Source organism: Flavonifractor sp. AGMB03687, assembly GCF_017811815.1.
Lineage (GTDB): Bacteria > Bacillota > Clostridia > Oscillospirales > Oscillospiraceae > Flavonifractor.
Genome location: NZ_JADKZI010000002.1, coordinates 1 through 20,760 on the forward strand (window position 1 = coordinate 1; position 20,760 = coordinate 20,760).

A 20,760-nucleotide genomic window follows, 5' to 3' on the forward strand; every position below is an offset into this window, starting at 1 on the left:
TATGACGTTGATAGGTCGGAGGTGGAAGCGCGGTAACGCGTGCAGCTGACCGATACTAATAAGCCGAGGGCTTGACCTTAACATGATGATTGCAGGCGCTTGCCTGATACTGGAGACTGCATTGTTCGGTTTTGAGGGTGCTGACAAAAGCACTGTGAGATGCGCCTTTAGCTCAGCTGGTAGAGCAACTGACTCTTAATCAGTGGGTCCCCGGTTCGAATCCGTGAAGGCGCACCAATGGCCCGTTGGTCAAGCGGCTAAGACGGCGGCCTCTCACGCCGCAAACGTGGGTTCGATTCCCGCACGGGTCACCATTTGCGCCTTTAGCTCAGCTGGTAGAGCAACTGACTCTTAATCAGTGGGTCCCCGGTTCGAATCCGTGAAGGCGCACCATTCTCTATGGAGCGTCTATGCGGCGCTCCGTAGAGAACCTAAAATTTAGCTTGCCTCGTTTGGAGGAAAGCAGTTGGTGTTGATTGCGGTGAGGGTCCACCCGTTCCCATACCGAACACGGAAGTTAAGCTCACCTGCGCCGAAAATACTTGTCTGGAGACGGACCGGGAAGATAGGTAACGCCAACACAAAAAGACGGACTTCTTTGAAGTCCGTCTTTTGTTATGTCTGAATTTCGTTTTGAACCATACTGGAGAAGGCAGACAGGATATTAGGGTCCGGGCAGGATTTGCTGCCGGTTTGGTAGTTTTTCAGGCAGGTATGGATCAGGGAGGACCAGCAAGGGTCCAGATGCTCCAGAGCCCAGAGCGCGCCATCTTCCTTGGAGCAGACCAGCCTGTCCCGCAGATAGGCCAATACCCGGCATTGATTCAGAACAAAGTAGGTGGGATTTGCAGGTGCTTCCTCCGCCGCATCGGCGATGTCCCGAAGGATGCTGTCCAAGTAACAGGCACAGGGTACCGGCCCGAAGAGCTGGGCCGGTGGCGGACCGTAGATGGAGAAGCCCACCTGTCGTGCCACCGTGAAGTGGGCCGCCAAGTCCCGGTCCTCTCCATGCATGCTGCGGCAATAGCACGCCAGATCGGCCCGGCAGGTTTCCAGATGCATGGGGGAAAAGTGGAGACAAAAGGGCGTGGGATAGCGGAAGGGGGCGCAGTGCTCCAGCAGTACCACACTCATTTCCACCCCCTTGGGGGGAGAAAGAGGTAACAATTCCAGCAGAGTCTGGATCATGGCCTCCTTTTGGGCCTGGGCAGGTTCCCGGCGGGTGACCACCAGAAAATCCACATCGCTGCTCTGCCAGTGGAAACAGCCGAAGCCCAGGGAGCCGTGGACGGAGATCCCCACCAGGTCAACACCTAAAATCCGCTGATACCGCAGGGAGATCTGCCGCAAGAGAAGATCACATTTCATCGGATGGCCTCAAAGGTTGGAAAGGACCTGCTCCACATAGAGCGCGGCGTCAAAGGGATCCAGTCCGCTGTCCTTGCGCAGATACAGGGGGTGGTGGGGGTGACCCTTCTTGGAGCGGGCACCGGCGGAGTACCAGGTAGCGTCCAGTTCCCGGCCAATGCGGATCATGTCGCTGAGACAATCGGAAAGATAGGCACGCTTCTCAATGATGGCTCCCCAGGCAGCCCAGATGGCGGGAGAGCCGGTTTTCGTCTGCTCCAGGGCCCAGCGGAAGGCAGCCATATTTTCCTGATGCAGGGCGGGATTGCATGCCTTCTCCATATCGTCAGGGCGTGTGGCCCGCTGGGCGTACACGTTGAACATAATAAAGCTATCGTAGCCATTGCCCAGGGCGATGCGCTCCACCGATTTTAAGGTGTTGTCCAAGGCGTTGGGGGCGGCGGTGGAGGGGTTGATCCCCACGCAGATCAGCGGACGGCTGCCCCGGGTACCCAGAATGTAACGATAGTCGCAGTAGCGGTTGGGGACGTAGAGCCAGCGGGACACGTCGTAGTCCGACTGGGGCTGCAGAGCCTCCTCCAGAGCCTGGGAGAATGGCACTATGGTCTGCTGAGCGGTATCACAGGTGGGAATGTGCATAAGATGACCTCCTGAGAGAACGGCTTGCATGGGTAGCCGCCCGATGCTATACTTTCCCTATCAGGATACAGGCAGGAGAGACACAATGCAATACCATTCGATCAAAAAGGGCATTTTTCATGCCAGACCCAATCGCTTCATCGCCCATGTGGAGGTGGATGGAGCCATGGAAGTGGTCCACGTTAAAAATACCGGCCGCTGTCGGGAACTGCTGGTGCCGGGCGCTACCGTCTATCTGGAGGAAGGGCGCAATCCGGCCCGCAAGACCAAGTATGACCTGATTGCGGTGGAAAAAGGGGATCTGCTGGTCAATATGGACGCACAGGCCCCCAACAAGGTCTTTCAGGAGTGGGCACAGGGAGGCGGCTTTCTGCCCGGCCTGACTCTGCTGAGGCCGGAAACCACCTGGGGCAGCTCCCGCTTTGATTTTTACTGGGAAGCGGGGGAGCGCCGGGGCTTTGTGGAGGTCAAGGGGGTCACCCTGGAGGATGACGGTCATGCACGGTTCCCTGACGCACCCACGGAGCGGGGCGTCAAGCACCTGGAGGAGCTGATCCGCTGCCAGGAGGAGGGCTACGAGGCGGCGGTATGCTTTGTGATCCAGATGGCGGGAATGAAGGATTTTGCCCCCAATGATGTGACCCATCCGGCCTTTGGTGCGGCGCTGCGGAAGGCGGCGGCAGCGGGCGTCAAGGTGTTGGCCCAGGAATGCATGGTCACACCGGAGACGCTGACCATGGCGGGGCCGGTAACGGTACGCCTCTAAAATGAATGATATATATTTAAAACTTGCAAAAATTTAAAAATAGAACTGGAAAATTTCTGGTTTATTTCCAAATGTGCAAGAGGACTCTTGACAGATGCAGAAAAAGAGCATACACTGCACCCATCAAGCAGAGACGCTCGTTTCGCCGCGGAAGGCGAAGCGGGCGTTTTTGTTTTCAGGGAGGAATGAGTGTATGTATTCGTCAGTCAACACGATCTGGGTGCTGTTAGGCGCCGCGCTGGTCTTTTTTATGCAGGCCGGCTTTGCCATGTGTGAGGCGGGATTTACCCGGGCCAAGAACACCGGCAACATTCTGATGAAAAACTTGATGGACTTCTGCATCGGTACACCGATTTTCTGGCTGCTGGGCTTTGGTTTGATGTTCGGCGGCGCAGGGGCCATCATTGGCGGATTTGATCCCTTTGTGCGGGGCGACTATTCCGCCATCCTGCCGGACGGCGTTCCCTTCTTTGCGTTCTTCATTTTCCAGACGGTGTTCTGTGCCACCGCTGCCACCATCGTGTCGGGCGCCATGGCCGAGCGCACCAAGTTTATCTCTTACTGCATTTATTCTCTGCTCATTTCCGCCGTGGTCTATCCCATTTCCGGCCACTGGATCTGGGGCGGCGGCTGGCTGTCTCAGCTGGGCTTCCACGATTTTGCCGGCTCTACCGCAGTCCACATGGTCGGCGGCGTGGCGTCTCTGATCGGCGCCAAGATCCTTGGGCCCCGCATCGGCAAGTACGACAAGGACGGAAAGCCCCGGGCTATTCTGGGCCATAACCTCTCCATTGCGGCGCTGGGTGTCTTTGTTCTGTGGTTCTGCTGGTTCGGCTTCAACGGCTGTTCCACCGTGTCCATGACCGGCGACGATACGCTGGTAGCAGCGGGCAGCATTTTTGTGACTACCAACATGTCGGCTGCTGTGGCCTGCGTGACCACCATGCTGTTTACCTGGATCCGCTTCGGTAAGCCCGACGTGTCCATGACCTTCAACGCGGCCCTGGGTGGTCTGGTGGCCATCACCGCCGGCTGTGATATGGTTTCTGTGGCGGGCGCTGCCATCATCGGTATCTGTGCCGGTATCGTACTGCCCCTGGCGGTGGAATTCTTTGATAAGGTAGCCAAGATCGACGATCCGGTGGGCGCTATCTCCGTCCACGGTGTGTGCGGCGCTATGGGTACCCTGCTGACCGGTTTGCTGGCGGTGGACGGCGGCCTGTTCTATGGCGGCGGTATCCACTTCTTCCTGGTTCAGTGTCTGGGTGTGGCCAGCGTCATTGTTTGGGTTGCGGTGGCTATGCTGATCATCTTCAATGTCATTAAGCATACCGTTGGCCTGCGTGCCTCTGCCGTGGAGGAGCTGGAGGGCCTGGATATCCACGAGCACGGCCTGCCCACTGCCTACGCGGACTTCAGCCAGTCTACCAGCATGACGGCAGTTGCCAAGGCCAATGCTTATCCCGAGCCTGTCACGGAGGGCGGAACCAGAACGGTGACGCCGGACGAGGCGGTACCGGTGCAGGTGGTATCCGCTTCCAGTACGCCTGCCTCTGATGTGAAGCTGTCCAAGGTGACCATCATCTGCAACCAGGCCAAGTTTGAGGAACTGAAGAACACCATGAATGAGATCGGCGTCACTGGTATGACGGTGACCCAGGTACTGGGCTGCGGCATCCAGAAGGGTAAGATGGAGTATTACCGGGGCGTGGCCATGACCATGAACCTGCTGCCCAAGGTACAGGTGGACATTGTGGTGTCCAAGGTGCCTGTGTCTCAGGTGGTCAGCGCCGCCAAGTCGGCCCTCTATACCGGCAGCATCGGCGACGGTAAGATCTTTATCTACGATGTGGAGGATGTGATCAAGGTCCGTACCGGCGAGCACGGCTATGATGCCCTCCAGGGTGAGGAATAACCAAAGGGAACAGCCCCCCGGACTTGTCAAGGTCCGGGGGGCTGTGTTATAGTGGTAGCAATCATCACAGGGAGGAATGGGCATGGAATCGGCCTATCAAATCTTTGCCGGAGAGATCACGGCCAAAGGAAAGGGCTACCTGGTCATCCAGCACTGCCGGACCGGGGAGCTGGAGGAACTGGTGAACCGGGGGCGTCAGGAGCTGCTGAACCAGGGAGCCACCGAGCTGTTTGTGGCCTCTAAGGACCCTGGCGCGCCGCTGGAAGAGGGCTGTCTGGGTGAGTGCCGGCTGGAATTTGTGCGGGATATTTTAATCCTCCAGCGGGACCTGTCCCAACTGCCTGGCCGACCGGAGCGGCTCACGCTGGAGCCGCTGACCCGTGCCCGGGGCGGGGCATGGCTGGCCCTGCACAACGAGTGCTTTTTTGAAATGCCCAATTCTGCGACCTATGGGCCCGCCGACCTGGAGCGGGCGCTGGAAGATGGACACCGCTGCGGGTTTGCCCTGGTAGATGGGGTGACCGTGGGAGTGTACGAGCTGGACCTGACCCAGGACCCGCCGGAGATTGAGGGCATCGCCTTACATAAGGATGCACGGGGGCAGGGGCTGGGCCGGGAGCTGCTCTACGGCACCATGGGTCTGCTGGCCGAGGATGGCTTCCAATGCTGCAAGCTGCTGGTGGCTACCGACAACGAGGGTGCTTTCTCCCTCTACCGCCGTACCGGCTTCAAGGCGGCGGGCATCCAGAGCAAATGGTTCCGAATGCTGCCCAACTGAATCAAAAAAGCGGGCGCCACAACTGCGGCGCCCGCTTTTTTCAGCTGTTGGCGGTGATCAGAGTATCCCACTGGGTCTGGGACAGCGGGGCGGAGAGTTTCAGGGAGTAGGAATAGGTCCCGTCGGTCCAGACTGCCAGGAGGTAGGAATCCTGCGTGTCCCCCTTCAGGGTGACGGACAGCCCGTCCAGATCGTAGGAGAGCTGGGCGGCATAGGCGGTGTAGTCGCCGGAGTTGTCCTCCGTGCCTGCCGATTTGCGGAACAGGGCCCATTGGTCACTGCCCTCACAGCGGATCTGGGCCATGGTGCTGTCGTAAGCAGTGTAGGTGCTCTGCTCTACCAGGAAGGGAAGGCCCTGGAGATCGGACACCGCAAAGCCCACCGTCTCCGCCAGTTCAGCGGCAGAGGAAACATCCTGGAACCCAGGGATCACAGTCAGGGGCCCGGAGGGAGTGGGAAGGGGCGTCGGGGTGTACATCCGGGGCAGCACCGAGACACCGGCGATTAGTACGGCCAGACAGGCGGCTGCCGCCAAGGCGGGCCGCAGCCGGGACCTGCTGCGGGAACGGGGGGCGGACGGCGCTTCCTGCTCCAGTCGCTGGAGCACCCGGGCCCGCATGGCGTCGGTCACCTGGATCCTGGACATCAGTTCATCATAGCTCCGGCCCAAAGTCATACGCCTCCTTCAGAATCTCTTTCAGCTGCATCCGGCCTCGCCGCAGGTCCGAGCGGACGGTGGCCTCCTTCCGGTCCAGAATGGATGCGATTTCGGCGGTGGAGCAGCCTTCGTGGTAGAAGAGGTGGATGGCGGCGCGGGCGTGCTCCGGCAGGGCCTTGACGGCCTCCCAGACAAAGGAGAGGTCCTCCCGCTGCTCCGCGGCCAGGGTATCACTGAGTTCGTCGGTCTCCCGCAGGCGATTGTACTGCAGCCGGTTTTTGCTCAGATTGGCGGCCACCCGCAGCAGCCAGGCCTTTTCGTGCCGGGGGTTTTCCAGTGTAGGGGCGGTGCGCAGGACCTGCAGCAGGGTGTCCTGCAGCACTTCCTCGGCGTCGCTGTAGTTATGGAGGTAGGAGTAGGCCAGGCGCAGGATGCTGTTGCCGTAGGTGTCCAGCATACGGGCGGCCTGGGCGTTAACTTCCCGGACCTGTGGGCGCTCTTCCTTCCCGGAGGCGAACAGCAGCCGGAGCGCATGCAGGAACCGGAAACTCCTGGGACGGCGCAGAGGACAGACGGCGGTCATTGGTATCGGCTCCTTTTGATGGAATACAGAACCGGTTCCAGGCTCATGCTACCTGGGAAGCCAGGGAGAGGGCAGCGTCCCGGCTCAGGCCGGTCTCACTGTGGACAGCATAAGTATAGCCGTCCGCTGTCCAGACCGCAACCGTTACCTGATCGCCGGTGCCCTTCAGCGTGACCGCATGCCCCTCCACGGTGACGGTTTCCACCTGGGGATAGGAATTGTAGTCGCCGCTGATGTCCTCGTCGCCCAGAGCCTTGCGGATGGAGAGACCGTCCTCACACAGAACCTGGATCATGTTGCCGGACAGCACAGAGATGCCGTCGGTCTTGACGTCGGCGGGGAGGGTCAGAGAGAACCCGGCCAGATCTTCGGCCTGGGCCAGGGTATCGCAGTCCACAAAGGGATTGGGGATCTGGGCAGAAGTGTCGGTTTGGATGGAGATCACGCCGGTGTCGCCGGTGATGGCGTCCTCCTGGTTGCCCAGCAGGGCATCAAAGAGAGACAGAGGAACATAGGTGACACCGTTGGTGGCATAAGGGGCGCAGCCCAGGGAGAAGGGGGCGCTCATGCCCACCATGTCCTCATGGCTGGTGGTGATCACATAGCGGTCCACGCCGATGGTCACGTCGGTGTGGACGTCACCGGTATCCACCCGGACGCTGCTGCCGTTCCAGGTTACGGTGAAGCCCAGCTCCTCGGCCAGAGCCCGGAGGGGGACCATGACACAGACGTCAATGTCGGTGGAGGTACCGTTGACCTGCAGGGTGTAGCCGGAGGCGGCATCGGCGTCGTTGGCAGAATCGATGGCCAGAGGCGCGGCCATAGCGGGCAGACACAGGGTACCGGCCAGAGCAAGGGACAGCAGAGCGGGAGCCAGTTTTTTCATAAGAAATCGTCCTTTCCATTGATGGTTTTCGTCGTGCTCGTTTGCTGTGACACTTTAGATACAGCCGGGGACTTGGAAATGTTGCAGAAAAGGCAAAAAAAGACCGCTGCTTTTTTGCAGCGGTCTTTTCACTTGGGGTCACAGGCGCAGCAGAATTTCCTCCCCGGAAGCAGTATGGACTTCCACCAGGGTCAGATGACGGCACTGTCTGCGCAGCTGCCGCAGCTGGCGGAGCAGGGCCGGCTGACTTTCCGGGGGTAGCGTCACATAGGGGCGGAGGGCACGCAGTGCGATGGCCAGGGCCAGACGATTCAGAACCAGACAGGTGGGGAGGATCACATATAAATGAAGGTGGCCGGTCTTGATTTTAAGACGCATTTATTCCACCACAACTTCCACCGTATCGCCGTTGCTGCTCTCCACCTCTACCAGCTTGCCGCAGGCCCCGCCCTCGATCAGCTCCAGCAGGGCGTTCAGGTCCAGCTGCCGGAGGATTTCACTGCCCCGGAATTGGGGGAGATCCAGCTTCAGCTGAGCGGCCATGCGGACCAGGGCAAGGGGAAGATTGACTTTTACCGTGTCGCCCTGCTCTGTGTGGACCCGGACGCGGAGAAACATCTGGTCTGCATTTTGCGGGCCTCGGGCGGCACATAGCGCACGTCGGTACGGGCTCCGCGCACCAGTTCGTCCAGGGAGACATGAAAATAATCGGACAGGGCGATCAGGACAGACAGGTCCGGCGTACTCAGATCCGTTTCCCACTTGCTGACGGCCTGAGGCGAGACGCCCATCTGCGCTGCCAGCGCCTCCTGGGTAAGTTCCTCCCGTTTGCGGAGCTCCTGAATGCGGCTGCCGATGGATGCTTTCATAAGGTTTCCTTCTTTCTGCAGGTCATTGGTCAGAGGTTATTATATGGGTTCTGCAGAAAAAAGGGAAGGGAAAGGTGGTTGTCCTGCACAACTGACAGTAGAAAAGGAGCACAACCGGCGGTTGGATTCTGTCAGGGCGTCTGCTCCCAGCGGCAGCCCCGGGCCTGGCCGGTGATGGCGCCCATGCAGTCCAGAGCGTCCTCCTCGCCTACCTGTAAATCGGGGTAGGCCAGGCTGGGCGCCAGCAGCTTGGTGACACCACGGCGGCGGCACAGACGGCGGAGCATGACCTCATGATTGAGGATGTACACACCGTATTCCTGAGGTGTGGGGGGACGCTGGGCGCACAGCAGGACAGCGCCGGAGGGATAAACCGGCTCCATGCTGCTGTCGTTGAGAAGTACGGCGAAGTCGGCCTCCCGGGCAGCGGCGTCCACCTCCGGGATGAGGATGGCCCGGAGGGGCGGGGTGCCCGAGGCACCGGTGCTGTAGCAGAAGGTGCGCTTGACCGATACGGTGCCGATGGACTTGGCGCAGGCGGCGCTCATCAGGGCCAGCATCACCCCGGCGGTCCGCCGCCGCCGGGGCTCCATCCGCCGCAGCTCCAGCAGCAGGCGCAGCTCCTCGGGGGAGAGGAGGACCACGCCGTCCTGGCTGTTGGCAGTGACACAGCACTCCGGCGGCAGTTCATCGTCCAGCAGGTAGCGGATGGGGACCCGCAGGACCCGGGTGATGCGGTCCATGGGGCCCACTGCCGGATTCTTGGTCTGCCCGGACAGGATCTTGTTCAGGGTCCCCAGGGGGACGCCGGACAGCCGGGAGATATCCTCCGACGTTAAATGGCGCAGTTTTTTCATATATGCCAGCTTTTCCACCATCAGTGACATGGGCGCACCTCCAGAAAGACCGCCGACCGGATGCGGTTAAAAGACCGCGGTCGGTGGACAAAATGGCCTGTGAGCATTGACATTTTCCAGGGAATACATTATATAGAGTATGCGGAGGGGGAAAATACAAGATGTTGAAAGGGGGCGCGGTAAAGAGGGGATTTTTTGTGACAGATAGTATAGCACCTTTTTGAGAGGAAAAAGGGCGAAATTTGTCGCGAAACAGCGAAATCAAAACCAAATCCAGAAAACTTGAGGAGAGAGGAAACCATGAGCAACCACCACATGACGTACCATGTATATCTGGACAGGGCTTCCCGGCCTCAGATGTACGGCATTCGGGGACATAACGGAATCTGCGTGGGGCGGATCTCCACAGACTTCCAGGAAGTCAATCGCCTGGCGGAGTGCTGCAACAGCGCGGGATTGTCCCCCATCCATCTTGCCGACGTCGTGGAAGATTTTCGGCGCTCCTGAGGAGCGGAAAATAGACATAGCTACTTGACCGAAGCCATGGAATCAGGTAAACTGAAACCGGCAAAAGGCGATCAAGTCATGGAAAGGAAAAGCCACCCGCCCGGGTGGCTTTTTCGTCGTGTTCAAAGGAGGCAACCAGTTATGGAGCAAACGAAGCGCCCATTCTGGAAACGGGAGCCGGTGCTGTGCATCGCGGCGGTGTGTGCCGCGGCCTCTATGGCCCTCAATCTACCCTCGGCGGCCTATCTGAATTATATTGACTAGCGGGTGCTTACCCTGCTGTTCTGTCTTATGGCGGTGGTGGCCGGTCTGCAGGAGTGCGGCGTCTTCGCGGTGCTGGCGCAGCGGCTGCTGGCGGGGGAGCGCAGAATGCGCTTTGTGACCCTGGCCCTGGTGCTGCTGCCCTTTTTCGTATCCATGCTGGTGACCAACGATGTGGCCCTCATTACCTTTGTGCCTTTCGCGGTGCTGGTGCTGGGGCTGATCGGGCGGATGGAGCGGCTGATTTATATTGTGGTGCTCCAGACCATTGCCGCCAACCTGGGCAGCATGGCTACCCCGGTGGGCAACCCCCAGAACCTGTATATCTACGCCAATTACGAGCTGAGTGCCGGGCAGTTCTTCTCCGCCATGGCGCCTCTTACCATTATCAGCCTGGTGGGGCTGGTGATTGCCTCCCTGTGCGTCAAGCCGGAGGGCATCCGGGTCACCTTTGCCGAGAAGGCGGAGATCCGCAGCCCCGGCCATCTGCTCCTGATGACCCTGCTCTTTGTACTCTGCCTACTGTCGGTTTTCCGGGTGCTGCCCTATCTGGCCCTGCTGCCGGTGGTGCTGGCCGGTATGCTCATCTTTGACCGTGGCCTGTTCCGCAAGGTGGATTACGGACTGCTGGCCACCTTCTTCTGCTTCTTCCTCTTTGCGGGTAACGTGGGCGCCTGCGGCCCGGTGCGGGAGGTGCTGACCCAGATCATGGAGCAGAACACCGCCCTGGCGTCGGGCGTTTCCAGCCAGATCATCAGCAATGTGCCGGCGGCAGTGCTGCTCTCCGGCTTTACCACCGACTGGCACGGCCTGCTGCTGGGTACCAACATCGGCGGACTGGGCACCCCCATTGCCTCCCTGGCCAGTCTCATCTCTATGAAGGCCTATCTGAAGTCCCCCGGCGCCCGGCTGGGCCGCTATCTGCTGGTCTTCACCGTGGCAAACGTGGTTGCCCTGGCCATTTTGGTGGGCAGCGTGATGCTGATGGGGCTGATTTCGGCCTGAGCGGTGTATTTTGGTACAAATATGATGGGATTACAGCTTGTATTTAGGAATCAACCATAGTATAATAATATACTGCTTCTTTTGCGTAAAACAGCGGGCCGGGTGTGTCCGGCAGCTGTGTTGGCCGGATCAGCGGACCCGGCCGATATTCCATTAGAGAGGGTTCGGCATGACATGAATCGTACGTTGGAACATATCCTTCCCCGGGTGCAGAAGCCTGCCCGCTACACCGGCGGGGAGTACAATGCGGTGGTGAAGGACCGGCGCGAGGTGGATGTGCGCTATGCGCTCTGCTTCCCCGATACCTATGAGATCGGCATGTCCAATCTGGGCATGCGTATCCTTTACGGCGTCATGAATGAGATGGATGGCGTCTGGTGCGAGCGGGTGTTCGCGCCCTGGGGCGATATGGAGGAGGAGATGCGCCGGGAGGGCATCCTGCTCTACGGCCTGGAGAGCGGCGACTCCATCGCGGATTTTGACCTGATCGGGTTCTCCCTGGGCTATGAGATGGCATATACCAATGTGCTCAATATGCTGGACCTGGCCGGGCTTCCCCTGCGCTCGGAGGAGCGGTACGGCCTGTCTCCCATTGTGATCGCCGGCGGTACCTGCGCCTACAATCCCGAGCCCCTGGCTCCCTTTGTGGATATCTTCGTCCTGGGCGAGGGCGAGGATGTGAGCGTGGAGATCATTCAGCTCTACCGCAAGGCCCGGGAGGAGTGCTGGAGCAAGGATGAGTTCCTGGCTGCTGCTGCCCAGATCCCCGGTCTGTATGTGCCCGCCCTCTATGATGTGACCTACCGTGCCGACGGTACCCTGGAGCAGGTGACTCCTAAGGAGGGGGCTCCTGCCGTGGTGACCAAGCGCATCGTGCAGGATTTTGACAAGAGCTACTTCCCGGTGAAGACCATTGTGCCCTCCACCGAGATTGTCCATGACCGGGTGATGCTGGAGCTCTTCCGGGGCTGCATCCGGGGCTGCCGGTTCTGCCAGGCGGGCTACGCCTACCGGCCGGTCCGGTCCCGTGACCCCGAGCTGCTGCTGCAGCAGGGCATTGAGGCCTGCAAGGATTCCGGCTATCAGGAGATGACCCTGTCCTCTCTGTCCACCAGCGATTACCGGCCCCTGGAGCACCTGTGCGACGGGCTGCTGGACTGGTGCGAGCCCAACCGGGTTTCCCTGTCCCTGCCCTCCCTGCGGGCGGACAACTTCTCCCTGGGCCTGATGGAGCGGGTGCAGCACGTCCGCAAGTCCGGCCTGACCTTCGCTCCCGAGGCTGGCACCCAGCGACTGCGGGACGCCATCAACAAGAATGTCACCGAGGAGGACCTCCTCCGCTCCTGCCGCACCGCCTTTTCCGGCGGCTGGAGCAGCGTGAAGCTCTACTTCATGCTGGGCCTGCCAACCGAGACCGACGAGGATGTGCTGGGTATCGCCGATCTGGCGGAGAAGGTATACAAGGCCTGGAAGGAGGTCACCCCCAACCCCAAACGGGGCGTGACCATCACCGTGTCCACCGCCTGGTTTGTGCCCAAGCCCCACACTGCCTTCCAGTGGGAGCCCCAGATCACCATGGAGGAGTATCAGCGGCGGGTCAAGCTGCTGCGGGAGCACATGAAGGGCCGGTCCATCAAGTATAACTGGCACGACTCCCAGACCAGCTTCCTGGAGGCGGTCTTTGCTCGGGGTGACCGGAAGGTGGCCGACGTCATTGAAACGGCCTGGCGGCAGGGTGCCAAGTTTGATGCCTGGAGCGAGTATTTTGACTTTGATCGCTGGATGGCGGCCTTTGAGGCCTGCGGCGTGGACCCGACCTTCTACGCCAACCGGACCCGGGAGCGGGACGAGCTGCTGCCCTGGGACGTGACCAGCGTGGGCGTGACCAAGAACTTCCTGTGGCGGGAGCGGGAGCGGGCCTATGAGGCAGTCATTACGCCGGACTGCCGGGTCCAGTGCACCGGCTGCGGTGCCAACAAGCTGTATCCGGGAGGAAAGTGTGATGCATAGACTGGCCTTTTCCAAGGCGGATACCGCCAAATTTATTTCCCACCTGGACCTGATGCGCACCTTCCAGCGCTCCTTCCTGCGGGCAGGCATCCACATCAAGCACACCGAGGGCTTTAATCCTCACGCCTTCGTGTCCATTCCGCTGCCTCTGTCGGTGGGTTACTCCAGCAGCTGCGAGGTGCTGGAGTGCCAGGTGCTGGACACCCCGCTGGAGGAGGTGCCCGCGCGCATGAACGCGGCCCTGCCCGCCGGAATCACCGTGCAGCGGTGCTATGAGGGTGTGCGGCCGGTGAAGGAGCTGTGCTACGTCAATTATATTGTGACCCTGGAGTATGAGGCAGGGGCCCCCTTTGGAGCCGAGTCTGCCATCCGGGGCCTGCTGAGCCGGGACAGCCTGGTGATGGAGAAGCGGAGCAAGAAGGCCAAGACCGGCAAGGTGGAGGTGGATCTCATCCCCCTCATTGCCCGGGCCACCGTGGAGGAGCGGCGGGATACCATCGCTCTGGATCTGATCCTGAAGGCCCAGAACCCCGGCCTCAACCCGGAACTCATTGTGGCGGCCATCCGCACCTACTGCCCGGATGCTGCCCCTGATTACGCGGTGTTCCACCGCCGGGCGGTGCTGGACGAGCAGTTCCAGCCCTGGGAATAAGAAATCCTGGAAACAGACCTTTCGCCTTTGGCGGAAGGTCTGTTTTTTATGGCGAGAGGCGGCGTATTTTGGGAGAATCATTGATTGACAAGGAAAGGGCATGGGACTAAAATGAGGTCTGTTGGGCTGACAGAAGTCAGCCCGGAAACCCTTGAGCGAGGCGATACACAATGAAACTACTCTGTCAAGTGGGCGTGATCTTCGGGGTGTGCTGGATCAGCCAGATCCTGGAGAGCCTGCTGCCCATCCCCTTCCCGGCCAGCGTCATCGGCATGGTGCTGCTCTTTATCCTGCTGGCCACCGGTGTGCTCAAGTTGGAGCACGTACGGGAAAAGGCGGACTTCCTGCTGGCCAACATGGCATTCTTCTTTTTGCCGGCCGGCGTCAGCGTGATGAACTATTTTGATGTGCTGGGCAGCGCCTTTGTGCCCCTGCTGGTCATCTGCCTGGTGACTACGGTGCTGGTGTTCGGCGCCACTGCCCTGAGCATCAAGTTTACCCTGCGTCTGATGGAGAGGGGGAAGAAACATGGCTGAGTGGACCAATTCGCCCTTCTTCGGGGTGGCCCTCAGTGTGGTCGCCTTCTGGATCGGTGTTCAGCTGCAGAAAAAGACGGGGCTGGTGGCCTGCAACCCGCTGCTGGTGTCGGTAATCCTAGTCATTGGCGTTCTGCTGGCGCTGCGCATTCCCTATGAGAACTACGACCAGGGCGGCAGCCTCATCAACCTGTTCTTGTCTCCGGCCACAGCTTGTCTGGCGGTAGCCATCTACAGCAAGGTACGGCTGCTGAAGGAGAACTGGCTGCCCATCTTGGTGGGATGTGTGGTGGGTTCCCTGGTGTCCATGGGCAGCGTGCTGGGCCTGTGCCGCCTCTTCCGGCTGGACGAGGCCATGACGGCCTCCCTGCTGCCCAAGTCGGTGACCACCCCCATCGCCGTCAGTGTGTCCCAGGCCCACGGCGGCATCCCCTCCATCACCGTGGTGGCGGTTATCCTCACCGGCATCATGGGCAGCATTTTGGCGCCCATGCTCATCCGGCTATTCCGGGTCAAGGACCCCATTACGGCGGGCCTGGCCATCGGGGCCTGCTCCCACGCGGTGGGTACCTCCAAGGCCCTGGAGCTGGGGGAGACGGAGGGCGCCATGAGCGGCCTGGCCATCGGTGTGTGCGGCCTGGTCACCGTGATCTTCTCTCTGGTTCTAATGTAAAAAAAGACGTGCTGCTTATGCAGCACGTCTTTTTTTACAGGTCGATGGGATCGATGTCCACCGGGTGGGTCTTGCGGTACTCCTTGGTCCATCGGGACAGCTGGAGGAGGGTCCACAGGTCGGAGCCGCCGGCGTAGATCAGCACCACGCCGATGACCCGGAAGAGAGATGCCTGGGTCAGCAGGGGATGGAACACAATGAAGATGCCCAGCCCGGCGGAGACCAGGGAGAGGATCAGATTGACGTTCCAGCGGGCGTAATCCATCCGGTGGAGCTCCAGGGTGCGCTTGACGCTGAGCAGGCCGTCAATGGCGATATACAGGCCCAGGATCACCGGAATGATGCTCTGGATCAGCGGGGGATAGAGGACCATAATGGCACCCACAGCCGCCGCCACAATGCCCAGGAAGAGCCCCAGGAAGGCGCCGCCCCTGCGGTCCTCGCTGCGGTAAAAGCCAACGATGGCGAAAAGTCCGTAGAGAAGCAGAATGGCGCCGAAGGCATAGGAGATGATGTCCATCACCAGGGTGGGCCACACCAGCAGCACAATGCCCAGCAGCAGATAGAGAACGGAGAGGAATACAAAGCTGACCGTCATGTTTTTCAGACGCTCTTTCATGGTATAACCACCTTTCCGGCCCCTTATGCCTCGGGGGCCTGCCAGCCCTTGCACACGTCGATCCAGCCGGCGCTGTTGGACAGCTGGGCCAGCTCCTCGCAGTTGAGCTCCACCGCCGACGCGGCGTTGCCGGCGGCGGGATAGATGATGTCGAACCGCTGGAGGGAGATATCCAGATAGGTGACGGTGTTGGGGTGCTCGATGCCGAAGGGGCACACGCCGCCGATCTCATGGCCGGTGAAGGTCACCACCTGCTCCGGGGTAAGCATGGTGGCCTTGTGGTGGAACTGGGCCTTGAATTTGGAATTGTCGATCTTGGCGTCGCCGGCGCAGACAATGAGCACCGCGCCGTCCTCGTGGACGAAGGAGAGGGTCTTGGCAATGCGGGCAGGCTCGCATCCCACGGCCTGAGCGGCCAGCTCCACGGTGGCGCTGGATACGTCAAACTCCCGGATGCGGTCCTCATAGCCCCGCTGACGCAGGTAGGCGCGGCCTTTCTCGATGGACATGTTACTTACCCTCTTTCTTGGCCTGGGCCTTGGCCAGGAAGCGGTCCGCCTGGATGATGAAGCGCTGGTGCTCTCCCTTGCCGATGGGGCCGGCCTCGTCGAATGCGGTTACGGTATAGGTGAGCTTGCGGCCCTCCACAGCGGTGACCTCCGCCTCAGCCCACACCTTCATCCCAACGGGAGTGGCGGCGTCGTGGCTGACGTTGAGCAGGATGCCCACGGTGCCCTGGCCTTCCTCCAGGGCCTCCTGCACCGCGTTGACGGCGGCATTCTCCATCAGGGCGATCATAGCGGGGGTGGCAAATACGGGGACCAGACCGCTGCCCACGGCGGCGGCTGTATTTTCAGGGGTGACCATGGTCTCGGCCCGGCCCTTCATTCCTACAGTAATGGACATAGATAAGGCTCCTTTTCTGGAAATTGGTTCGTGCGAGTATCATTTTACATCATCTGCCCAAAGAAGGCAATAAGAAAGCCGCACACAGCGGTGCGGCTTTCTTGGTGTGATTTAGTTGGAGGCCAGCATGAGACGGGTCCACTCGGAATCGTAGAGGGCCAGGATCTCATCGGGCAGGTTCTTGAAGCTCTCGCAGTTGGCCAGGATGGACTCATCGGGGTAGGCGTAGGGATCGTTGGCCACCTCGGGGTCCAGCTCCTCACGGACGGAGAGCAGGGGGGAGGAGTACCAGATCTCCTCACAGTTCTTCAGGCCAGCCTGAGTGGAGCACATATAGTTGATGAAGATCTCGGCGTTCTCCTTGTTCTCAGCGCTCTTGGGGATGCACATGGCGTCCACGTACAGGTTGGTGCCCTCCTCGGGGATGCAGAAGGCCAGGTCGGGGTTGACCTCAGCCATGGTCAGGTAGTCACCGTAGTAGTAGGCGCCGATGGCGGCGGAGCCGCCCTGCATCTTCTCAAAGATCTCGTCCATGACGTAGGACTGCACCAGGGGCTTCTGCTTGATCAGCAGGTCAACGGCCTCCTTGATCTGGGCCTCATCGGTGGTGTTGTAGGAGTAGCCCAGGTACTTCAGGGCCACGCCGATGGCGTCACGGGAGTTGTTGAACATCAGGATCTGGCCGGCATAGTCCTCATCAAACATGGTGGCCCAACTGGTGGGAGTCTCATCCACCATGGTGGTGTTGTAGATGATGCCCAGCAGACCCCACATATAGGGCACGCTGTACAGGTTCTCAGGATCGTAGTCGGGATTCTTCAGAGCGGGGTCCACATCCTCGAAATTGGGAATGTTGTCGAAGTTCAAAGGCTCCAGCATATCCTCTTCGATCATACGGGAGATCATATAGTCGGAAGGGATGACCACGTCGTAGCTGGCGCCGTCGTTCTTCAGTACGCCGTACATGGACTCATTGCTCTCAAAGGTGTCGTAGTTCACCTTGATACCGGTCTCGGCGGTAAAGTCTTCCAGGACGGACTCGTCGATATAGACGCCCCAGTTGTAGACGTTGACGACGCCCTTGTCAGCGGAGCCGGGGTCCTTGGACTCGCCGGAGTTGCCGCCGCAGCCGGCCAGCACCAGGCTGAGAGAGAGTGCGGAGGTGGTCAGAAGTGCGAGAGACTTTTTCAATTTCTTTCTTTATCCCCTTTCGGAAATCAATTTTATAACAAGCCCGTCAGGGCATGTTACCACAAAGCGTGGACCTTACCGGCCCGGATTGAGCTTGGCTTTCCGCCGGAGGGAGGCAGTTTCCTGCCGGGCCTGCCGGATGTTGACGGTCAGCAGCAGAGCAAACACACACACAAACATCAGGGTAGACAAAGCGTTGATCTCTGGAGTCACCGGCTTTTTCACCATGGTGTAGATCTCCACCGCCAGGGTGGTGACGCCGGAGCCCTTGGTAAAGTAGCTGATGACGAAGTCGTCGATGGACATGGTAAAGGCGATGATCAGGCCGTTGAGCACGCCGGGCATGATCTCGGGCAGGATGACCTTCCGGAAGGCGTACCAGCCGGAGGCGCCCAGATCCTGAGCCGCCTCATACACGTTGGGGTCCAGCTGCCGCAGCTTGGGCATCACCGACAGGATCACGTAGGGGGCATTGAAGGTGATGTGGGCGATGAGCAGGGTACCAAAGCCCATCTTCCAGCGGATACCCAGAGCCTCGCTGAGGAAGCTGCCGTTGAACACCCCGATGGCGAACACGAAGAGCAGCATCATGGACACGCCGGTGATGATATCCGCGTTGGTCAGGGGGATGTTGTTGACGGACAGGCAGATGCTGCGGGACCGGCGGCGCATGGAGTAGAAGCCGATGGCGGCAGCGGTGCCCAGGATGGTGGCGATAAAGGCGGCCAGCACCGACAGAATAATGGTGGTGCGCAGGGCGCCCAGCAGACGGGTGTTGTGGAAGAGCTCCACGTACCAGTCCAGGGAGAAGCCGCCCCAGACACGGTTGCTCTTGGTGGCGTTGAAGGAGAAGACGATGAGCAGCACAATGGGGGCGTACAGGAAGATATACACCAGCAGGGAGAAGAGGCGGGAAGGGATTCGATGCTTTCTCACAGCACAGCCACCCCCTCTTCACCTTCGCCGAAGCGATTCATGATGGCCATCAGCACCAGTACGATTACCATCATCACCAGGGCGATGGCGGAGCCCAGGTGGGGGTTGTAGGCGTTGCCCAGGAACTGCATCTCAATGAGATCGCCCAGCAGCAGGGTCTTGCCGCCGCCCAGCAGGCGGGACAGGGCAAAGGTGGACACGGAGGGGATGAACACCATGGTCACGCCCGACAGCACGCCGGGGAGAGACAGGGGGAAGATCACCTTCCGGAACACCATGGAGCTGTTGGCGCCCAGGTCCTGGGCGGCCTCCACCACCTTGGGGTCGATCTTTTCGATGACCGAGAAGATGGGCAGCACCATAAAGGGCAGGAAGTTATACACCATACCCAGCACAATGGCGCCGGGGGTGTTGATCATGTGGAAAAACTGGATGTTGGTGCCGAAGATGGTGTTCCACAGATCGAAGAAGCCGATGGCGGACAGGAACTGGTTAATGAGACCGTTGTCGTCCAGAATGGACATCCAGGCGTAGGTCCGCAGCAGGAAGTTCATCCACATGGGCAGCATGATGAGCATCATAGCCACCTTGCGCACCATCACCCCTTCCCGGGACAGGAAGTAAGCCAGGGGATAGCCGATCAGGATGCAGATCAGTGTGGCGATAAAGGCCAGGGCGAAGGAGTGCTGAAAGGCGGGGATATAGGTCCCCATGTTGCTGAAGTTATCCAGGGTGACGCTGCCGTCCTGGCCGGTAAAGGCGAAGATCACGACCAGAATCAGGGGGGCCACCACGAAGAGGGCCATCCATACCACGTAGGGCGCGGCCAGCCATTTATTCCTCATCGTCGTGCTCCTCCTCCAGCCGGTCCTCGTTGAGCTCGTCATACTCGGAGGAGTAGGAGCTGTAGTCGCCGAAGGTGCCGGAGTACTGGCTCTTCTTCATGATGTGGAAGCCGTCGGGGTCGATCTTCACCCCAATCTTTGCTCCCACGGGAGAATAGTCGGTGGTCTGGATCAGCCACTTGAAGCCCCGGAAGTCCACGATGATGTCATAGTGGATGCCCTTGAAGGTGACCTCGGTGACGGTACCGGTGAGCTGGCCCTCGGATTCGGGCACGATGTCGATGTCCTCGGGGCGGATGACCACGTCCACCGCCTCGCCGGGGGAAAAGCCCTTATCCAGGCACTTGAACTTGCGGCCGTACATACCCACCACGTAGTCCTCATGCATGATGCCGTCGATGATGTTGGACTCACCGATGAAGTCGGCCACGAAGGCGTTCTTGGGCTCGTTGTAAATGTCCTCGGGGGTGCCGATCTGCTGGATCTTGCCCTCGTTCATCACCACGATGGTGTCGGACATGGTCAGGGCCTCTTCCTGATCGTGGGTAACATAAATAAAGGTAATACCCACCTGCTGCTGGATCCGCTTCAGCTCGATCTGCATGTCCTTGCGCAGCTTCAGGTCCAGGGCGCCCAGAGGCTCGTCCAGAAGCAGCACCTGGGGCCGGTTGACGATGGCGCGGGCAATGGCCACACGCTGCTGCTGACCGCCGGAGAGGGAGTTCACCGAACGCTTGCCGTAGCCGGCCAGGTTCACCAGGGCCAGAGCCTCCTCCACCCGCTCCTTGATCTCGGACTCAGGGACCTTGATCATCTTCTTGGGATCCTTGGGATCGGGGACCTTGTTCACCCGCAGGCCGAAGGCCACATTCTCAAAAATGTTCATGTGGGTGAACAGGGCGTACTTCTGAAAGACGGTATTGACCTTCCGCTTATGTGGGGGAACGTCATTAATCCTCACGCCGTCAAAATAAACGTCGCCGGAGGTAGGCTTCTGGAAGCCGCCGATAATACGAAGCGTCGTGGTTTTGCCGCACCCGGAAGGACCGAGCAGCGTGAGGAACTCCTTATCGTTAATATACAGATTGATATGGTCCAGGATGACGTCGTCATCAAATTTCATGAAGCAATCCGACAGGCGGATCAGTTCCTTGGACATGTATCCTCCCCCATTTCTAAACGGTAGTAAAGGGCGTACCCAAACCGGCGGTTGGGTACGCCCTTATGACGAAACAAATATATATGGAATTGCGAAAAATGTCAATAATAAAACGGCTTTTTTTCGCGGATTTTACGCCCG

The 20,760-nt window shown here is 59.8% G+C and carries 26 protein-coding genes, 3 tRNA genes and 2 rRNA genes; 15 read left to right on the plus strand and 16 right to left on the minus strand.

Going from position 1 to position 20,760, the window contains the following annotated elements:
• From J9789_RS03225 to rrf, 5 genes are all read left to right on the plus strand, one after another.
• Positions 1-79: ribosomal RNA gene (locus J9789_RS03225) — 23S ribosomal RNA — on the plus strand; the annotation flags it as partial.
• 82 nt (positions 80-161) lie between these two features.
• Positions 162-237 (plus strand) — tRNA-Lys (locus tag J9789_RS03230).
• Between the two features lie 2 nt (positions 238-239).
• Positions 240-314, plus strand: a tRNA-Glu gene (locus tag J9789_RS03235).
• Positions 315-317: 3 nt separating this feature from the next.
• Positions 318-393: transfer RNA gene (locus tag J9789_RS03240), tRNA-Lys, on the plus strand.
• A gap of 72 nt (positions 394-465) precedes the next feature.
• Positions 466-581, plus strand: a 5S ribosomal RNA gene (gene rrf, locus J9789_RS03245).
• Positions 582-615: 34 nt separating this feature from the next.
• Here the strand turns inward: rrf and J9789_RS03250 are convergent.
• Together J9789_RS03250 and J9789_RS03255 are read right to left on the minus strand one after the other, a co-directional pair.
• Positions 616-1,368: an aminoglycoside adenylyltransferase domain-containing protein gene (locus J9789_RS03250; RefSeq protein WP_209342325.1), complete on the minus strand. Its 753-nt coding sequence runs from the start codon at positions 1,366-1,368 to the stop codon at positions 616-618.
• A 9-nt stretch (positions 1,369-1,377) separates the two neighbouring features.
• On the minus strand, positions 1,378-2,007 hold the full coding sequence (locus tag J9789_RS03255) for a DUF1643 domain-containing protein (protein ID WP_209342327.1): 630 nt from the start codon (positions 2,005-2,007) through the stop codon (positions 1,378-1,380).
• A gap of 85 nt (positions 2,008-2,092) precedes the next feature.
• On the opposite strand from J9789_RS03255, the gene sfsA reads away from it, so the two are divergent.
• From sfsA to J9789_RS03270, 3 genes are all read left to right on the plus strand, one after another.
• Entirely contained in the window at positions 2,093-2,773 is a 681-nt protein-coding gene (gene sfsA / locus J9789_RS03260) for a DNA/RNA nuclease SfsA (protein ID WP_209342328.1), read from the plus strand.
• Between the two features lie 193 nt (positions 2,774-2,966).
• Entirely contained in the window at positions 2,967-4,688 is a 1,722-nt protein-coding gene (locus tag J9789_RS03265; protein WP_209342329.1) for an ammonium transporter, read from the plus strand.
• An 82-nt stretch (positions 4,689-4,770) separates the two neighbouring features.
• Complete coding sequence (locus tag J9789_RS03270; protein ID WP_209342330.1) at positions 4,771-5,466, plus strand: GNAT family N-acetyltransferase; 696 nt, start codon at positions 4,771-4,773, stop codon at positions 5,464-5,466.
• A 40-nt stretch (positions 5,467-5,506) separates the two neighbouring features.
• On the opposite strand, the gene J9789_RS03275 is transcribed toward J9789_RS03270, so the two are convergent.
• The 7 genes from J9789_RS03275 to J9789_RS03300 all read right to left on the minus strand — a co-directional run bounded on the left by J9789_RS03275 (position 5,507) and on the right by J9789_RS03300 (position 9,349).
• On the minus strand, positions 5,507-6,136 hold the full coding sequence (locus J9789_RS03275) for a hypothetical protein (RefSeq protein ID WP_209342332.1): 630 nt from the start codon (positions 6,134-6,136) through the stop codon (positions 5,507-5,509).
• Positions 6,120-6,707: a sigma-70 family RNA polymerase sigma factor gene (locus J9789_RS03280; RefSeq protein ID WP_209342334.1), complete on the minus strand. Its 588-nt coding sequence runs from the start codon at positions 6,705-6,707 to the stop codon at positions 6,120-6,122. Before J9789_RS03280 ends, J9789_RS03275 begins: the two co-directional genes overlap by 17 nt.
• Before the next feature lie 43 nt (positions 6,708-6,750).
• Complete coding sequence (locus J9789_RS03285) at positions 6,751-7,593, minus strand: stalk domain-containing protein (protein ID WP_209342336.1); 843 nt, start codon at positions 7,591-7,593, stop codon at positions 6,751-6,753.
• Between the two features lie 138 nt (positions 7,594-7,731).
• Positions 7,732-7,971, minus strand: coding sequence for a hypothetical protein (locus tag J9789_RS03290; protein ID WP_209342338.1), 240 nt, complete (start codon positions 7,969-7,971; stop codon positions 7,732-7,734).
• Positions 7,972-8,211 carry a hypothetical protein gene (locus tag J9789_RS16940; protein ID WP_245185051.1) on the minus strand — a complete coding sequence of 80 codons (240 nt, stop codon included), beginning with the start codon at positions 8,209-8,211 and terminating at the stop codon, positions 7,972-7,974.
• Entirely contained in the window at positions 8,166-8,462 is a 297-nt protein-coding gene (locus J9789_RS16945; protein WP_245185052.1) for a helix-turn-helix transcriptional regulator, read from the minus strand. Before J9789_RS16945 ends, J9789_RS16940 begins: the two co-directional genes overlap by 46 nt.
• Positions 8,463-8,593: 131 nt before the next feature.
• Complete coding sequence (locus J9789_RS03300) at positions 8,594-9,349, minus strand: S24 family peptidase (protein ID WP_209342340.1); 756 nt, start codon at positions 9,347-9,349, stop codon at positions 8,594-8,596.
• 270 nt (positions 9,350-9,619) lie between these two features.
• Here J9789_RS03300 and J9789_RS03305 point away from each other — a divergent pair, with 270 nt between their 5' ends.
• The 7 genes from J9789_RS03305 (at position 9,620) to J9789_RS03330 (ending at position 14,963) form a co-directional block, all read left to right on the plus strand.
• Complete coding sequence (locus J9789_RS03305) at positions 9,620-9,826, plus strand: DUF6514 family protein (protein WP_209342342.1); 207 nt, start codon at positions 9,620-9,622, stop codon at positions 9,824-9,826.
• A 141-nt stretch (positions 9,827-9,967) separates the two neighbouring features.
• Positions 9,968-10,090, plus strand: coding sequence for a hypothetical protein (locus tag J9789_RS17365; RefSeq protein ID WP_348633623.1), 123 nt, complete (start codon positions 9,968-9,970; stop codon positions 10,088-10,090).
• A 3-nt stretch (positions 10,091-10,093) separates the two neighbouring features.
• On the plus strand, positions 10,094-11,092 hold the full coding sequence (locus tag J9789_RS03310) for an SLC13 family permease (RefSeq protein WP_348633624.1): 999 nt from the start codon (positions 10,094-10,096) through the stop codon (positions 11,090-11,092).
• A 174-nt stretch (positions 11,093-11,266) separates the two neighbouring features.
• A complete protein-coding gene (locus J9789_RS03315) occupies positions 11,267-13,102 on the plus strand; it encodes a TIGR03960 family B12-binding radical SAM protein (RefSeq protein WP_209342344.1) in 1,836 nt (611 codons plus the stop codon).
• Complete coding sequence (locus J9789_RS03320) at positions 13,095-13,754, plus strand: TIGR03936 family radical SAM-associated protein (protein ID WP_209343695.1); 660 nt, start codon at positions 13,095-13,097, stop codon at positions 13,752-13,754. Before J9789_RS03315 ends, J9789_RS03320 begins: the two co-directional genes overlap by 8 nt.
• A 170-nt stretch (positions 13,755-13,924) precedes the next feature.
• Positions 13,925-14,290 carry a CidA/LrgA family protein gene (locus tag J9789_RS03325; RefSeq protein ID WP_209342346.1) on the plus strand — a complete coding sequence of 122 codons (366 nt, stop codon included), beginning with the start codon at positions 13,925-13,927 and terminating at the stop codon, positions 14,288-14,290.
• Positions 14,283-14,963, plus strand: coding sequence for an LrgB family protein (locus J9789_RS03330; RefSeq protein WP_209342348.1), 681 nt, complete (start codon positions 14,283-14,285; stop codon positions 14,961-14,963). Before J9789_RS03325 ends, J9789_RS03330 begins: the two co-directional genes overlap by 8 nt.
• A 34-nt stretch (positions 14,964-14,997) precedes the next feature.
• Here J9789_RS03330 and J9789_RS03335 read toward each other — a convergent pair whose 3' ends face one another.
• From J9789_RS03335 to J9789_RS03365, 7 genes are all read right to left on the minus strand, one after another.
• The gene (locus J9789_RS03335) at positions 14,998-15,582 is read right to left on the minus strand and encodes a DUF308 domain-containing protein (protein WP_209342350.1); all 585 of its coding nucleotides are present in this window, start codon (positions 15,580-15,582) and stop codon (positions 14,998-15,000) included.
• A gap of 23 nt (positions 15,583-15,605) precedes the next feature.
• Positions 15,606-16,091 (minus strand): YbaK/EbsC family protein, encoded by a 486-nt coding sequence (locus tag J9789_RS03340; RefSeq protein ID WP_209342352.1) that lies wholly within the window; start codon positions 16,089-16,091, stop codon positions 15,606-15,608.
• Position 16,092: 1 nt separating this feature from the next.
• Positions 16,093-16,488: a thioesterase family protein gene (locus J9789_RS03345; RefSeq protein ID WP_209342354.1), complete on the minus strand. Its 396-nt coding sequence runs from the start codon at positions 16,486-16,488 to the stop codon at positions 16,093-16,095.
• Positions 16,489-16,599: 111 nt separating this feature from the next.
• Positions 16,600-17,679, minus strand: a complete 1,080-nt coding sequence (locus tag J9789_RS03350; RefSeq protein WP_209342355.1) for a spermidine/putrescine ABC transporter substrate-binding protein — start codon at positions 17,677-17,679, stop codon at positions 16,600-16,602.
• Positions 17,680-17,754: 75 nt separating this feature from the next.
• Positions 17,755-18,615, minus strand: a complete 861-nt coding sequence (locus J9789_RS03355) for an ABC transporter permease (RefSeq protein WP_209342356.1) — start codon at positions 18,613-18,615, stop codon at positions 17,755-17,757.
• Positions 18,612-19,460, minus strand: a complete 849-nt coding sequence (locus J9789_RS03360; RefSeq protein WP_209342357.1) for an ABC transporter permease — start codon at positions 19,458-19,460, stop codon at positions 18,612-18,614. Before J9789_RS03360 ends, J9789_RS03355 begins: the two co-directional genes overlap by 4 nt.
• The gene (locus J9789_RS03365; RefSeq protein WP_209342359.1) at positions 19,450-20,619 is read right to left on the minus strand and encodes an ABC transporter ATP-binding protein; all 1,170 of its coding nucleotides are present in this window, start codon (positions 20,617-20,619) and stop codon (positions 19,450-19,452) included. The genes J9789_RS03360 and J9789_RS03365 overlap by 11 nt, the downstream gene beginning before the upstream one ends.
• Positions 20,620-20,760: the final 141 nt, after the last annotated feature.